This is a genomic window from Kribbella sp. NPDC051952 (assembly GCF_040680855.1).
Lineage (GTDB): Bacteria > Actinomycetota > Actinomycetes > Propionibacteriales > Kribbellaceae > Kribbella.
The window spans coordinates 129,509-144,576 of the sequence record NZ_JBFAXQ010000020.1; the positions used below are offsets into that span (position 1 = coordinate 129,509).

Sequence of the window (15,068 nt, forward strand, 5' to 3'; positions counted from 1 at the left end):
AGCGAATCGAGGATCCCGTGGGTTTCAGCACCGTCGCCGAGCTCCAGTACGACGCCAGCACGCTCGTGTTCGAGCATGGCTGGCAGTCGTGGAGCCCCAGCGGCTGGTACCGGCTCGACGCCAGCCCACCCCGGCCGACGGCGCCGAACCACCACGTGATGGCGTACCGCCCCGACGTACCGGCCGTCCGGTTCCAGGGCGAGGGACTGCTCGCGGTCGCGACCGGAGGAGAGGTCGTCGTTGCCGCGGTCACCTCCCCCGACGTCGTCCCGTCGATCCGCTGCGAGATCCGCGACGACCGGCTGGTGATCTCGTCCGACGGCGAGATCGCGGTGACCACGAGCACCCAGGCGAACCCGAACCAGGCATTGGCCGACTGGGCCGACGCCTTCGCCGCTGGTACGCCGGCCGTCCGGGTCTTCGGGCCCTCGTGGTGCAGCTGGTACGCGTACTGGGGCAAGGTCACCGAGCGGGACGTGATGACCGACGTACGGCAGTTCGACCAGCACGACCTGAGTGTCGACCTCGTCCTGCTCGACGAGGGCTACCAGGCGGAGATCGGCGACTGGCTGACTCCCCGCGACGACTTCGGCTCGACCGTCCGGCTGGCCGCCGACATCCGCTCGAGCGGCCGCCGGGCCGGGATCTGGGTGGCGCCGTTCCTGGTCGGGAGCAACAGCGAGACCGCCCGCCGGCACCCCGACTGGCTCGTCCCGGGCATCAGCGCGGGCACCAATTGGGGCCAGGAGCAACTGGTACTCGACGTGACGCATCCAGGTGCCGCCCGCCACCTGCAAGATGTGTTCACCGAGCTCTGCCGGCAGGGCTACGACCACTTCAAGCTGGACTTCGTGTACGCCGGTGCGATCGAGGGCCGGCGGCACGAACAGGTGGACGGGATCGCCGCCTACCGGCACGGGATGCGGCTGCTGCGGGACGTGGTCGGACCCAACCGGATCCTGCACGGCTGCGGCGCACCGATCCTGCCGAGTCTGGGCCTGGTCGACTGCATGCGCATCTCCCCCGACACCGACCCGCTGGTCGAGCCGCCGTCCGGCGACATCAGCCAGCCAGGTCAGCGCGGCGCGCGATCCACCTCAGTGGCGCGGGAGTTCCTGCACGGCCGCTGGTGGGCGAACGACTCCGACTGCCTGATCATCCGACCCAACGTCCAGCAGCGGGAGCAGTGGGCGGACCACATCGAACGCGGTCCCGGCCTGCGGATGTCCAGCGATCCGATCGCCGAGCTGGACCGCTGGGGACTCGACCGCACCCGGGAACTGCTGACGCCGAGCTCACCCCGGCCGCATCCCCTCAAGGATCCCGATGCTTAGGCCCGCACCCCGCCGTACCCGCCGGATCGGACAGGCGCGGCAGACGTTGACGGCGTACGCCTTGCTGGCGCCGAGTCTGGTCGGGGTCCTCGGCTTCCTGCTCGCGCCGGTGCTGATCGTGATCGTGCTCAGTCTGTTCGACTGGAAGTTGCTGTCGACACCGGAATTCATCGGGCTGGCCAACTATCGCAAGCTGTTCGGCGACTCCGATGTCTGGCACTCGATGCTGGTCACCTTGTACTACGTCCTGGTCTGTGTGCCGGGTACGACGATCCTCTCGCTCCTGCTCGCCCTGCTGGTCGACCGCAAGCTGCGGTGGATGAAGTACTTCCGCGCGCTGCTGGTGATTCCGTGGATGGCGACGCCGGTCGCGCTCGGTCTGGTCTGGACCTGGATCTTCGACCCCGGCCGCGGCGCGCTCAACCAGTTCCTCGGGCTGTTCGGTATCGACGGACCGGCCTGGCTGTCGTCGCCGGTGCTGGCGATGCCGAGTGTCGCGGCGGTCCACATCTGGCAGTTCGCCGGGTACAACATGCTGTTCTTCCTGGCCGGTCTGCAGAACATCCCGCAGTCGTTGCGGGAGGCATCGGCACTGGACGGCGCGTCCGCGGTGAAGCACTTCTTCGCGATCACGCTCCCGCTGCTGCGGCCGACGATGCTGTTCGTGCTGATCACCAACGTGATCGGCTCGTTCCAGGCCTTCGACACGATCTTCGTGATGACCGAGGGCGGACCCGGTGACAGCACCGAGGTGGCGACGTACCTGATCTACGACGAGGCGTTCCGCAAGTTCGACTTCGGGTACGCCTCGACGATCTCGGTGCTGCTGTTCGCGGTGGTGCTGGTCGCGACGATCTCCCAGTTCGTCTACTTCGAACGCCGTACGACCTATGAGGTGACCGGATGAGAACGCGCATCTTTCCGTACGCCGTCCTCGTGGCCGGCTGTGTGTTCGCGATCTTCCCGTATCTGCTGACCGTGCTCACGGCGTTCAAGGGCCCGGGGCAACTGTCGGAGACGATGCCGTGGGAGCCGGGGCTGCCGCCGAGTGTCTCCGCGTTCGACCGGCTGTTCGCGTCCGGGTTCGGCGGCTATCTGGTGAACACGGCGCTCGTCACGGCCGGGATCACCATCGGCCAGGTGGTGTTCGCGGTGCTGGCGGCGTACGCGTTCGCCCGGCTGACGTTCCCGGGCCGGGACGCACTGTTCTGGGTTTATCTGTCCACGCTGATGGTGCCGCCGGTGGTCACGATGATCCCGCTGTACCTGATGATGCAGAAGCTCGGCCTGGTCGACACCTGGGCCGGACTGATGCTGCCGACGATGCTCGGTACGCCGTACGCGATCTTCCTGCTCCGGCAGTTCTTCCGCGGCATCCCGGCCGATCTCGAGGACGCGGCCCGGATCGACGGCGCCGGGCGGGTCCGCACGCTGCTGTCGATCGTGCTGCCGTTGTCGAAACCGGTCCTCGTCACGGTCACCACCCTCGCGGTGGTCGCCAACTGGAACAGCTTCCTCTGGCCGCTGATCATCACCAGCAGCGAGGACAAGCGGCTGCTCTCGGTCGGCATCGCCTTGTTCAAGAGCGAGATCGGCGTCGACTACAACGCCGTGATGGCCGGCAGCCTGATCGCGCTGGTCCCCCTGCTGGTGCTGTTCGTCGTGTTCCAGCGCTTCATCGTCCGCTCGGTCGCTGTTACCGGGCTCAAGTAGTTCGGAGGCTCTCATGTCTTTGTCCAGAAGGACATTCCTGATCGGCGCCGGCAGCGTCCTCGCACTGGCCGGCTGCGGCTCGTCGAACGACGGCGGCTCGAGTGGTGGCAGTGGTGGTGGCAAGGTCGAGCTCGTCTACCGGCTGTGGGACGAGCAGCAGGAGGTCGGCTACAAGGCGGTCTTCGCCGAATTCACCAAGCAGAACCCGGACATCACCGTCCGGATGGAGGTCCTGCCCTGGGACCAGTACTGGACCAAGCTGACCACCGAGCTCGCGAGTGGTAAGGCTCCGGACGTGTTCTGGCTGACCGTCGACTACTTCCCGGACTTCGCCGGCAAGGGCGTGCTCGCGCCGCTGGACGACCTGATCTCGAAGGCCGGCCTGAAGCTCGACGCGTACAACCCGAACGTCGTGCAGTCGTACAAGTTCGAGGACAAGCAACTGGGGATGCCGAAGGACATGGGCATCGTCGGATTGCTGTACAACAAGGACCTGTTCGCCAAGGCCGGCGTGGCCATGCCGGCCGAGCTGACCTGGGCGCCGGACGGTTCGGGCAGCTTCCTCGAGGTCGCGCGCAAGCTGACCGCCGGCACCAAGCAGTGGGGCTTCTGCTCGTGGAACCACAACCAGACCCAGTGGCTGAACTGGATCGCCTCGAACGGCGGCCACGCGATGGACAAGCCGTACGGCGCCTTCGACTTCGCCGGCCAGAAGTCGGTGGAGGCACTGCAGTTCGCCCGCGACCTGATCTTCAAGTGGAAGGTGTCGCCGGACGGCACCCGGACCAACCCGCCGACCGGACAGGCGACCGAGATGTTCTACCGGGGCGAGGTCGCGATGTTCCCGGCGAACAACGCGCTGCTCCCGTTCGCGCTGCCGGAGGTGAAGTTCCCGATCGGGGTCGCCGCGATGCCGGCCGGCCCGGCCGGACGTACCGTCGTGATCAACGGGCTCGCCGAGGCGATGTTCGCGAAGACCAAGCACCCGGACGAGGCCGGCAAGCTGGTCGCCTACCTCGGCACGGAGAAGGCACAGCGGCTGATGGGCGACGCGGGGTACATCATCCCGGCGCTGACCGACGCCGGTGCCGGGTACGAGGCGTTCTGGAAGAAGAAGGGCATCGACGTGACGCCGTTCCTGGAGTCGGCGGCCGGAAGCACGGTCAACCTGCCGATCGCGGAAGGCTGGACCTCGAAGAGCACCGAGATCAACAAGGCCGCCAACGACCTGTTCCTCGACAAGACCGACGTCGCCTCGATCGCGCGGGCCATGGACAAGATCGGAAACGACAAGTGAAGGATCTCAGGGATTCGTCCCACGTGCTGACCGATGCCGAGGCGCTCCGGGCGCGGTTGGCCGACGACGGGTATCTGTTCTTCCGGGGGTTGCTGCCGTCGGATGTCGTCAGCGATGTGCACAACCAGATCGCACGGATTCTGTACGACAGCAATTGGCTCGCGCCCGGGACGGCTGCTGAGGAGCTGGTGGCCTCTGATCGGGCGGTTGAGGAGGGGTCGCCCGGGTTCTTCGGGGCGTACACGGCGATTCAGAGCACGGAGGCGTTTCATCAGCTGGCGGTGCGGCCCGAGCTGCTCGGGGTGACGGGCCGGCTGCTGGGTGAGGAGTCGTTCGCGCATCCGGCGCACATCTGCCGGATCGCGCCGCCGTCGCCCGGGGCCAACCCGACCCCGATTCATCAGGACTACCGGTTCATCCAGGGGTGTGTGGACACGCTGACGAGCTGGATCCCGCTGAGTGAGGCACCGCCGGAGATCGGCGGGCTCCGGGTGTTCGCCGGGTCACCGCGGCTCGGCGTACTTCCGGTGAAGGCGTCCGATGGGCCAGGCATGATGCGGGCGGAGGCCGACGAGAACCACCCGGAGTGGCGGACCACGTCGTACCAACCGGGTGATGTGTTGCTGTTCGGCAGCCTCACCGTGCACGGCGCGATGCCGAATCGGACGAAGCAGCTGCGGTTGTCGGCCGACTTCCGGTATCAGGCGTTGAGTGCGCCGATGGCCCGCGACCTCCTCGGCACCGGCAAGCCGCACTATCACCCGGAGGTGCCGGACTTCCCGACCCTCACCCGCGGCTGGACCTCGACAGCCTGCGTCGAGATCCCAGCCGGGGTGAACTTCGTCGACCGCTGGGACCCGCGAGTGGACGACGTACCAACGCCACCCTCGCGATTCGCCTACGCCTAGATTGCGGACCGCCAGCACTCACTAACCCGGGGCTGGCGACCGAGGCCGCGCCTGGGCACGCGCTCCCGGACGCGATCCGCCCAGGTTGGTGAGTGGTGGATGTCCGGGCGGCTACGGGACAACGACGACCTTGCCCTTGGCGTGACCGGATTCGCTGAGCTCCTGGGCCTTGGCCGCGTCGGCGAGGGCGAAGGTCTCGGCGATCCGGACCTGGAGCTGTCCGGCCGCGGCGGCCTCCAGCTGGGTGGTCAGACCGGCGGCGATCTCCTCCGCAGTTGCGGTGGCACCCATCGACGCCGTGACCCCCAGCTCCGCGGCGCCGAAGTCGGCGATCGTGATGATGCGGTCGGTGCCGCCGCGGAGCTCGATCGACTCCTTCAGGCCGCCCTGACCGGCGGTGTCGTACACCGCGTCGATGCCCTGCGGTGCCACCGCGCGGACCCGGTCGACCAGGCCGTCGCCGTACTCGACCGGGGTCACACCCAGCGAGCGGAGGAACTCGTGGTTGGCGGGCGACGCCGTACCGATGACCGTGAGACCGGCCGACTTGGCGAGCTGGACCGCGATCGAACCGACCGCTCCGGCCGCGCCGTGCACAAGCAGGGTCTCGCCGTCCTTGACCTGCAGGTCGTCGAGCACGCGCTGGGCAGTCTCCCCCGCGACCGGCAGCCCGACCGCCTCCTGCCAGCTCAGCCCGGCCGGCTTGCGGGCGACATTGCCGACAAGCGCGTACTCGGCGTACGCACCGGTCTCGGACCAGCCGACCACCTCGTCACCGACGGCGAACGCCGACCCCTCGCCGACCTCGTCCACCACACCGGCGACCTCAAGCCCGGGCGTCGCCGGGAAGGTCACGTCGATGAACCCCTTGGTCCAGCCACGGCGAACCTTGAAGTCGAGCGGGTTCACTCCAGCCGCGTGGACGCGGATCCGGGTCTGCCCCGGCCCGGCGTGCGGCTCGGCCACCTCCCGGGTCACCAGCACCTCGGGACCGCCGAACTCCTCGAATACGACCGCTTGCATATCTCTGCCTCCATCAATTGGTTGATGCTTCAAATAAATCATCCCGCGCCGCTCCGCATTCCCAACTAGCCGAACGAACGGTTGTTCGCCCTCCGAAAGACGGGCTCGGGTGGACGCATCAACCGACGTAGGCTGGTCTCATGGACGTGCTGGGGGCTGCGGCGCAGATCATCAACGGGCCGACCGAGGACCTGCTGGTCCGGCTGTCAGCCGCGACCGCCGGCCTGGTCCCGCATCGTGCGATCGCGCAGCTCGCCTCGTTGTGCGCGTCCACCCCTGTCACCACCCACGGCGAACCTGCCCTGGCCGGGGCGATCACCGGTGCCGACCTGGCCGCCCTGCTCGGCACCGTCACCGCCGGTCACCCGTGGCAGGGCGTGATAGAGATCGCCGGCTCGACCCACCCCGTCCTGGCCGTCGCCAGCGACCAGGCTCCACGCGGATCGGTGGTTGTCTTCATCCGGTACGACGAGACGCCCGTCGACGCCACCACCCTCCAGGCCCTGTGGGACCTGCTCACCGCGCACATGTACCAGCTCACCCTCGAACGTGAACCCGGCGCCCTGGCCCAGAACCGGGCAGTGGCCGAGGCACGCGCCGACGTGGCGGCCGAGCTGGGTGAGGCTCACGCAGCCACGCTCGCGACGCTTCTCGGCGTACTCCGGAACCAGCGGATCGACGACAGCGCGGCACGTTCGATGACGGTGGAGCTCGCGCTGAACGGACTGGCCGACCTCCGCACCGACGCCCAGCGGGACCGGGTGCCGAACGGCGAGGAACCGGCCGGCAAGGCGTTCGACCGGCTGGCCGACTCGCTCCGCGCTCTCCTCCGGCACGGCCCGGTCGACCTCGAGCTCGATGCCCCCGGCAACGACCGGCTGATGCCGGCCGGTGTCGCCCACCGGGCCCGCGTCGCCGTCCGCTCGGTCGTCCTCGCGATGCTCACCCAGGACCGCGTACGGCGGATCCGGGTCGGCTGGAGGTGGACCGGGACAGACCTTCAGGCGACCGTCCGCGACGACGGCCCAGGCCGGCTCGAGGACGTGCTCGACCTAGGTCAACTGGCCGAGCGCCTCCGGCTGCATGAGGACGACCTGGATCTGGACGCCGTACCGGGCTGGGGTCTGACCGCCCGGATCACCCTGCACGCCCACGAGACGATGCCGGCGATGACCACCTCGGATCCCCTGGGCACGCTCGGCACCCGCGAACTCGAGGTGCTCGAGCGCATCGCCCAGGGGCATCGCAACCGCTCGATCGCCGACGACCTGCACATCAGCGAATCAACGGTGAAGTTCCACGTCGCCAACATCCTCACCAAGTTGGCCGTCACCAGCCGAACCCAGGCCGCCGCGCTCTACCACGCGACGGCCGCGGTTTAGGCCTCTTCCAGCCTGGGGAACAGCGGGTCGCCCTTGGTCAGGACCGAGCCGGCTGGGAGCTGGCCCCAGGTGCCGGCGTCCTGGACCCGCTGGTCCTGTAGCGATCCGAGCTTGGCCTCGGCGCCGAGGAGCTCCCACAGCTTGGCGGAGGTCTTCGGCATCGTCGGGTTGTGCAGTACGGCGACCGCCCGGAGGACCTCGGCGGCCGAGTAGAGGATGGTGGCGAGGCGGTCCCGCTGGGACTCGTCCTTCGCGACCTTCCACGGCTCCTGCTCGGTGACGTAGCCGTTGACCGCGCCGACCAGCTCGTTGATCGCGGCCAGGGCATCCTGGAAGGCCAAGGTGTTGATCGCCTTGTCCGCGGTCGCGACGGTCTGCGCGAGCTTGTCGGCCAGCGCCTGCTCGGCCGGGCCATGGTCGGTGGCCTCGGGCAGCGCGCCGTCGAAGTACTTGCCGACCATCGCCGCGATCCGGCTGGCCAGGTTGCCCAGGCCGTTGGCGAGCTCCGAGGTGTAGACCGCGCTCAGGTGCTCCCACGAGAACGAGCCGTCCGAACCGAACTGGATCGTGCGCAGGAAGTAGTACCGGAACGCGTCCGAGCCGAAGTGGTCGGTGATCTCGTGCGGCGCGATCGCGGTCAGCTTCGACTTGCTCATCTTCTCGCCACCGACCAGCAGCCACCCGTGCGCAAACACCTGGCGCGGTACGGCGACCTCCGCAGCCATCAGCATGGCCGGCCAGATCACCGCGTGGAACCGGAGGATGTCCTTGCCGACCAGGTGCACGTCGACCGGCCAGAGCTCTTCGAACCGCTTCGGGTCGGTGCCGTAGCCCGCGGCCGTCACGTAGTTCAGCAGCGCGTCGATCCAGACGTACAGAACGTGGTCCTCGTCCCACGGCACCGGGATGCCCCAGTCGAAGGTCGAGCGGGTGATCGACAGGTCCTGCAGGCCCTGCTTGACGAACGCGATCACCTCGTTGCGCGCGCTGGCCGGCGCCACGAAATCAGGCTGCGACTCGTACAGCTCGAGCAGCCGATCGCCGTACGCCGAGAGCCGGAAGAAGTAGTTGGTCTCCGAGACCGTCTCCAGCTCGGTGCCGTGGATCATGCAGCGCTGGGTGCCGTCCTCGTCGGTCCGGATGTCCGCGGGGAGCTTGAACTCCTCGCAACCCACGCAGTACAGGCCCTCGTACTCGCCCTGGTAGACGTCGCCCTTGTCGTACAGCGTCTGCCAGAACTCGCGGACCCGCTCGGTGTGGCGCTGCTCGGTGGTCCGGATGAAGTCGTCGTACGCGATGTCGACGTCGACCCAGGCCGGCTTCCAGGACTCCTCGACCAGCTTGTCCGTCCAGGCCTGCGGCGACATGCCCTGCGCCTCGGCGCTGCGCATCACCTTCTCGCCATGCTCGTCGGTACCGGTCAGGTACCACTTGCGCTCGCCGCGCTGGGCGTGCCAACGGGTCAGGACGTCCCCGGCCACCGTCGTGTAGGCGCTGCCGATGTGCGGCGGAGCCGTGACGTAGTAGATCGGGGTGGTGACGTAATAGGCCTTCTCGGACATGACTCAAGCGTAGTGCCGAAGGCCAGTGCTATTTACCGGGGTCTCGGGCGGCCAGTACGGCGTCGTACACGGTCCGTTTCGGCACGTTGTACCGCTTCGCGACGTCGGAGATGGCCTGCTTGCGCGGCGTACCCGCCTCTTCGTCGGTCGCGACCTCTGCGGCGAGCTGTTCCGGCGTCATCACCCGGTTCGGGTCCGCACCGGCGACGACGACGGTGATTTCACCCCGTACGCCGTCCTTCGACCAGGTCACGAGTTCGTCGAGCGGGCCGCGCTTGACCTCTTCGTACGTCTTGGTGAGCTCACGGCAGACCGCCGTACGCCGGTCCGCGCCGAAGGCCTCCGCCATCGCCTCGAGCGACTGCGTCAGGCGGTGCGGCGCCTCGAAGAACACCATCGTCCGGGGCTCCTCGGCCAGCTCGCCCAGCCGCCGCGACCGCTCGCCGGGCTTCCGCGGCAGGAACCCCTCGAAGGTGAACCGGTCCACCGGGAGGCCGGAGAGCGCGAGCGCTGTCAGGACCGCGGACGGGCCCGGGACCGAGGTGATGTCGACCCCGGCCTCGATCGCGGCCGCGACCAGCCGGTACCCGGGATCCGAGACGCTCGGCATCCCGGCGTCCGTCACCACGACCACGGTCAGCCCGTCGGTCAGCGCCTTGAGCAGCTCAGGCGTCCGCTCCCGCTCGTTCCCCTCGAAGTAGCTCACGACCCGCCCGGCCAGCGAGATCCCCAGCTCGGACGTCAGTCGCCGCAACCGCCGGGTGTCCTCCGCGGCAATAACCTCGGCCGCCGCCAGCACCCGCCCCAACCGCGCCGAAGCGTCCGAAACGTCCCCAATAGGAGTCCCTGCCAACACCAATCGCCCGGTCACCCGGCCATCATCCCAGCCCCCTGCGACAGACGGGGGGAGGCGGTGGTACCAGGGCGTCCGTACGATGGCGGGCGTGACTGCTGTGATCGAGGACGGGGCCGCCCGGCAAGATGACGCCTCCGAGGGTCAGGAGACGCTGGGGCGGGACGTGCTCGGGAGACGGCTGCCGCCGCTGAAGGACCGGCTGTACCCGGCCATGCCGCGGGACTTCGACGGTGGCTGGATCGCGACCCTGGCGATCACCGTGATGGCCGGCATCCTGCGGTTCTGGAACCTCGAGAACCCGGTGAAGTTCGTCTTCGACGAGACGTACTACGCCAAGGACGCGTACAGCCTGCTCAAGTTCGGGTACGCGCGGCAGTTCATCGACCAGCCCGAAGGGGCCGCGGACAAGGCGATCCTGGCCGGCAACCTGGACGTCTTCAAGGACACCCCGAGCCTGACCGTGCACCCCGAGGTCGGCAAGTGGATGATCGCCGCCGGGGAGCAGCTGTTCGGGATGACGCCGTTCGGCTGGCGGTTCATGCCGGCCCTGTTCGGCACCCTGACCGTCCTGCTGGTGATCCGGACCGTACGGCGGATGACCCGGTCGACCCTGATCGGCGCGATCGCAGGCCTGCTGCTCGCTGTCGACGGCCTGTCGTTCGTGATGTCCCGGGTCGCGCTGCTGGACATCTTCCTGGCGTTCTGGATCGTGGCCGCGGTCTCGTGCCTGATCGCCGACCGGGACTGGACCCGGCGACGGCACGCGGACTCCCTCGATACCGCGGTGCCGGACGGTGAACGCCGTAGGGTCGGCCGTTGGCTGTTGATCCGGCCGTGGCGGATCCTGGCCGGTATCTGCTTCGGCCTCGCCTGCGGGACCAAGTGGTCCGCGATCTGGGTGCTGGCCGGGTTCGGCATCCTCGCGTTCGCCTGGGACTACGGTTCCCGGCGCGCTCTCGGCGTACGACTCGCGTTCCTGAAGTCTGTGCTCGTCGACGGGATCCCGGCGTTCGTCAGCATCGTGCTGGTCGCGCTCGTCACCTACCTGGCGACGTGGACCGGGTGGCTGCTGCACGACAACGCCTACGACCACGACTACGCGTCCAAGAACCCGGCCCATGGCGTGATGAAGGTCGTCCCGGACGACTTCCGGTCGCTGATCCACTATCACCACGAAGTCCTGGCGTTCCACACCGGCGACTACATCAAGCACGCCACCCACCCGTACCAGTCGAACCCGGCCGGCTGGCCGATCATCGCCCGCCCGATCGGGTTCGACGCGGTCAACGACATCAAGGCCGGTACGCCGGGCTGCAACCCGCCGGCCGGGACCAACTGCCTGTCGGTGATCTCCGCCCTCGGCACGCCGGCGCTGTGGTGGGCCGGCGCCCTCGCGCTGCTCGCGGCGCTGGTGTTCTGGATCGGGTCCCGCGACTGGAGGTACGGCGTCCCGATCGTCGGCTACGTCACCTGCTGGGTGCCGTGGTTCGCGTTCGACGACAGACCGATCTTCTTCTTCTACGCCGTGACGATGATCCCGTTCACGGTGATGGCGCTGGCCCTCGTCCTCGGCAAGATCCTCGGGCCGGCCCGGACCGCACTCGGTGCGGTGACGTCGCGAAGACTCATCGGCAGCGCGGTCGTCGGCGCCTTCGTCGTACTGGTCGTGCTGAACTTCGCCTACATCTGGCCGATCCTGACCGACAAGGTATTGCCGCATCCGGACTGGCTGAACCGGATGTGGTTCAAGTCGTGGATCTAGCCGCGTAGTCGACCGTTTCGAACGGCCAGAGCGTGGCCAGCCAGGTGCTGACGGCCTCGTAGAGAACCACGTCCAGGTCGGCCCGGTCGGCGCGGACCCAGGAGCGGACGTCGGTGACGTTCTCGTCCTTGCGGGACGGATAGATGTACAGGCAGCCGATCACGTCGCCGCTGTCCGCCTCGAGCACTGTGTAGGTGAATCCCCGGCGCTGGGCGAAATCGTCCGCGTGACGCTGCAGGTCACCGAGGTTCGCGTCCAGGCTCATACCGTCGACCGGCGGCCAACTACCCCCGAAGCCCGGGGTCGCGCGAATGTGGTCGATGCTCGTGGTCCACGCGGCGTAGTCGGCGTCGTTGTGCTCCGGGCCGAGCGGCTCCAGCCGGAACCGCGGCGTGATCAGCTCGGTCGGCACGACAAAGTCAGCTGGGACGAACGGCCGGCTGGTCATGGCGATCAGTGGCCGCCGAGCTGGTGGTGGCCCTTGCCCTTGTTCTTCTTGCCGTGGCGCTTGGCCGACGACTGACCGCCGACCCCGCCGAAGAGTGCGAGGCCCTTGACCACGACGACCGGCGCGTTCGGGTCGGGGTTGTCGCTGCCGCGGGCGCCGAAGCCACCGAAGATGCCGACGCCCTCGTTGCGAACCGTCACACCTTCGGGCACGGTGATGTCGATCCCGCCGAACACGGCGAATGCCCAGACCGTCACCTCACGGCCCTCGAACACCGCGTCGGTCATGTCCAGGTCGTGCCCGCCGAACACCGCGAAGGCGTTCGTACGCCGTTTGACCCGCCAGCGACCCGTCCGCTCGCCACCGCCGAAGATCGCGACCATGGTGTCGAAGCTCTCGGCCGGGTTCGCCGGTTCCTCGATCGGGACCGGGCTGTTCGACGTACTCGGCACCGGCACTGCGGCCGCCAGTGGCGCCGGTTGCCCCGGGACGAGGAGGTCGCGGGTGATCGGCTCGAGCTCGCCCAGGGTCCGCGCCTGCAGCGTTTGCTCGAGTCGCTCGGAGTGCTCGTCCTGCGACAACCGCCCCGACATCAGGGCATCACGCAGTACGTCGACGACCTGGTCGCGATCGGTGTCGGACGCTCGCAGGTGCGCGTGCGGATGAGGGCGGTCGGGCAGGTTCTCCATAAGACCGAACGATATATCGAAGCGGGCTCGGTGAGGACCCTCATTACCGGGCTGGCGGCCGCCGTACGCGGAGGGCGAGCAGGATGGCGAGCACAGTGATCGCGGCGAAGGTGCAGGCGGTGCCGGGATAGCCGCCGAGGCCCAGGCCGAGACCGCCGAGAGCCGCGCCGAGGAAGGTGCCGAGGCTCATGCCGGCCGCGTTGACACTGAGGGCGGAGCCGCGCAGGTCCCCACTTCGCCGTACCAGCAGGGTTGTGACGCAGGCGGCGACGGTTGCGTGGCTGGCGCCCATGAGCGCGGTGAGGAGCAGGGTGAGCGGGAGAGTCGGCGAGGAGTAGAAGGCGGCGACGCCGATGAGGGCCAGGGTCAGGCCGACGAGCAGGATCTTCTCGGGGCTGATCCAGGGGCGTTCGAGGGCGATGTAGCGGCCGGCCAGCAGGTTGCCGAGGAAGAACGAGGCGCCGCTCAGGGACCAGACGAGCGCGAACCATCCAGGTGCCAGGTCGAACTTCTCGTCGTAGAAGGCGGCCAGATAGGCGAGGTAGCCCATGAACGCGGCGGTCCGGAGCATCGCGACCGCGAGAAGCGGGAGGGCGCCGGGGACGCGGGCGAGTTCGCGGTACGTCGTCAGGTAGCTCATCCTCTTGTCCGCCTTGAGGGACGCCTTTCGGCCGCGGCCGCGGATGAAGAAGGCCGCCGACAAGGTGAGTGCGATCGCGGCGGCAGCGAGCAGATTCCCTCGCCAGCCCCAGATCAGTCCGGGTCCGGCGAGGACCGGTGCGGCGAGCATTGCCATCGCCGAGGTCGTCGCGGACACCAGGGTCGCGGCCCGTCCCGCGGCTGCCGGTGAGCTGAACCGATCTGCCGCCGCGGCCCCGATGCTCGGAGCCAGGATCGAGGTGGACGCCCCGATCAACAGGCAGAACGCCGCCAAAGCGAATACGTTGCCCACAGCCCCCAATACGGCGGAGATCCCCAGCAGCGCAAGGCCTCCCGCAGCTACCAGCTCTCGCGCCATCCGGTCGATCAATGGCGCCAGCGCGAAGCCGACGATGAGCGCCGCCAATCCACCGAGCCCGCGCAGGCCACCGATCTCCGCGACCGTCCCGTCCGCGGCGGCCGCGATCGGGACCAGGTACATGCCGAACACCGTGAACGGGATCAGGCTCACCGTCGACGCCAGCAGGAACGGCCACAACCGCTTCACCATTCGCCAATCCCCCGGCACCTCGACCGGAGCCGAGACGACCACGGGATTTGGCGACGTGCTCATGTATCCGTCCTGTCGCGATAGCGGTACAGACTCGTCGGGCGAGCGCTGAACTGGGAGAAGGGGAAGGGCTCGGCGGACAGGGCGGTGACACCGGACCCCAGGAAGGCCCGGGCGACGGCGCTTCCGGTCTGAGCATAGAGGGCCAGCGGCTTTTGTTGCTGACGGCAACGCTCCAGAAGTACGTCGAAACTTCCGTTGGACAACGTCATTCCAGTCGCTACGACGGCGTCGGCATCGTCGATTACCTGCGTCATGTCGCGGGAAACCGGGAGTCCGGAGGCGGTCTCGCGGAGGTTGAAATCACAGGGCAGGCAGAGCCCGCCGCGGGCGGTGATCGCGTCGACCAGTGGGTTCACCACTCCGATCAAGGCGACTTTGGTGCCCTCAGCAACATCGAGAAGGCCGGCGACTGCTGCGTCGCGGGCTCGCGCACGGACGTCCGGCGTACCGGCCGGGAGGATGATCTCCTCTGCTTCGGGTGCCAGGTGGTGTGGTTCGACGGAGGCCAGATACGCATCCAGGGCGGCGATCTGGACCGGGAGTGGGCTGTCCGCGATCACGTCGGCGAGCGATCGGCCGGACGCGTCCGCGCAGTACGACGGGTCCAGTTCGCCGGCCTCGAACGAACAAGCGCCGAAGACCTCGCCGACCCGGAGCAGCACGTAGTAGTTGCGGTAGGTGACCTCCGCGCCGGGAAGCCGGGTGGTGTGGTGAAGCCAGAAGGCGCTGGTGACATCCAGCTCGGACGGCGCGGGCCCGAGCTCTCCGGCGAGGACAGACGCGGTGAGAGCAGCCACGGAAGCGGTCATGGCAGATCAACC

The 15,068-nt window shown here is 68.4% G+C and carries 14 protein-coding genes; 7 read left to right on the top strand and 7 right to left on the bottom strand.

The window, feature by feature from the left end:
- Positions 1–17 precede the first annotated feature (17 nt).
- The 5 genes from AB0L70_RS30970 to AB0L70_RS30990 are packed head-to-tail and all read left to right on the top strand — an operon-like array spanning position 18 to position 5,252.
- Positions 18–1,334, top strand: coding sequence for a glycoside hydrolase family 36 protein (locus AB0L70_RS30970; protein ID WP_363690303.1), 1,317 nt, complete (start codon positions 18–20; stop codon positions 1,332–1,334).
- Positions 1,327–2,241 carry a sugar ABC transporter permease gene (locus tag AB0L70_RS30975; RefSeq protein WP_363690304.1) on the top strand — a complete coding sequence of 305 codons (915 nt, stop codon included), beginning with the start codon at positions 1,327–1,329 and terminating at the stop codon, positions 2,239–2,241. The genes AB0L70_RS30970 and AB0L70_RS30975 overlap by 8 nt, the downstream gene beginning before the upstream one ends.
- Positions 2,238–3,047, top strand: coding sequence for a carbohydrate ABC transporter permease (locus AB0L70_RS30980; protein WP_363690305.1), 810 nt, complete (start codon positions 2,238–2,240; stop codon positions 3,045–3,047). The genes AB0L70_RS30975 and AB0L70_RS30980 overlap by 4 nt, the downstream gene beginning before the upstream one ends.
- A 13-nt stretch (positions 3,048–3,060) precedes the next feature.
- Positions 3,061–4,344, top strand: a complete 1,284-nt coding sequence (locus tag AB0L70_RS30985; RefSeq protein ID WP_363690306.1) for a sugar ABC transporter substrate-binding protein — start codon at positions 3,061–3,063, stop codon at positions 4,342–4,344.
- Positions 4,341–5,252, top strand: coding sequence for a phytanoyl-CoA dioxygenase family protein (locus AB0L70_RS30990; protein ID WP_363690307.1), 912 nt, complete (start codon positions 4,341–4,343; stop codon positions 5,250–5,252). The genes AB0L70_RS30985 and AB0L70_RS30990 overlap by 4 nt, the downstream gene beginning before the upstream one ends.
- A 111-nt stretch (positions 5,253–5,363) precedes the next feature.
- Here AB0L70_RS30990 and AB0L70_RS30995 read toward each other — a convergent pair whose 3' ends face one another.
- The gene (locus AB0L70_RS30995) at positions 5,364–6,275 is read right to left on the bottom strand and encodes an NADP-dependent oxidoreductase (protein ID WP_363690308.1); all 912 of its coding nucleotides are present in this window, start codon (positions 6,273–6,275) and stop codon (positions 5,364–5,366) included.
- Between the two features lie 140 nt (positions 6,276–6,415).
- Here AB0L70_RS30995 and AB0L70_RS31000 point away from each other — a divergent pair, with 140 nt between their 5' ends.
- Complete coding sequence (locus AB0L70_RS31000; RefSeq protein ID WP_363690309.1) at positions 6,416–7,657, top strand: helix-turn-helix transcriptional regulator; 1,242 nt, start codon at positions 6,416–6,418, stop codon at positions 7,655–7,657.
- Here the strand turns inward: AB0L70_RS31000 and metG are convergent.
- Together metG and rsmI are read right to left on the bottom strand one after the other, a co-directional pair.
- Positions 7,654–9,219, bottom strand: a complete 1,566-nt coding sequence (gene metG, locus AB0L70_RS31005) for a methionine--tRNA ligase (protein ID WP_363690310.1) — start codon at positions 9,217–9,219, stop codon at positions 7,654–7,656. The two genes, AB0L70_RS31000 and metG, sit on opposite strands and share 4 nt — an antisense overlap.
- A gap of 28 nt (positions 9,220–9,247) precedes the next feature.
- Entirely contained in the window at positions 9,248–10,090 is an 843-nt protein-coding gene (rsmI, locus tag AB0L70_RS31010; protein WP_363690311.1) for a 16S rRNA (cytidine(1402)-2'-O)-methyltransferase, read from the bottom strand.
- Between the two features lie 196 nt (positions 10,091–10,286).
- Here rsmI and AB0L70_RS31015 point away from each other — a divergent pair, with 196 nt between their 5' ends.
- Positions 10,287–11,837: a phospholipid carrier-dependent glycosyltransferase gene (locus tag AB0L70_RS31015; protein ID WP_363690331.1), complete on the top strand. Its 1,551-nt coding sequence runs from the start codon at positions 10,287–10,289 to the stop codon at positions 11,835–11,837.
- On the opposite strand, the gene AB0L70_RS31020 is transcribed toward AB0L70_RS31015, so the two are convergent.
- From AB0L70_RS31020 to AB0L70_RS31035, 4 genes are read right to left on the bottom strand one after another with little or no spacing between them, the layout of a single operon-like run.
- Entirely contained in the window at positions 11,821–12,285 is a 465-nt protein-coding gene (locus tag AB0L70_RS31020; RefSeq protein WP_363690312.1) for a hypothetical protein, read from the bottom strand. The two genes, AB0L70_RS31015 and AB0L70_RS31020, sit on opposite strands and share 17 nt — an antisense overlap.
- 5 nt (positions 12,286–12,290) lie before the next feature.
- Positions 12,291–12,974, bottom strand: a complete 684-nt coding sequence (locus AB0L70_RS31025; RefSeq protein ID WP_363690313.1) for a DUF1707 domain-containing protein — start codon at positions 12,972–12,974, stop codon at positions 12,291–12,293.
- 43 nt (positions 12,975–13,017) lie between these two features.
- The gene (locus AB0L70_RS31030) at positions 13,018–14,247 is read right to left on the bottom strand and encodes an MFS transporter (RefSeq protein ID WP_363690314.1); all 1,230 of its coding nucleotides are present in this window, start codon (positions 14,245–14,247) and stop codon (positions 13,018–13,020) included.
- On the bottom strand, positions 14,244–15,056 hold the full coding sequence (locus AB0L70_RS31035) for a DUF364 domain-containing protein (protein ID WP_363690315.1): 813 nt from the start codon (positions 15,054–15,056) through the stop codon (positions 14,244–14,246). Before AB0L70_RS31035 ends, AB0L70_RS31030 begins: the two co-directional genes overlap by 4 nt.
- Positions 15,057–15,068: the final 12 nt, after the last annotated feature.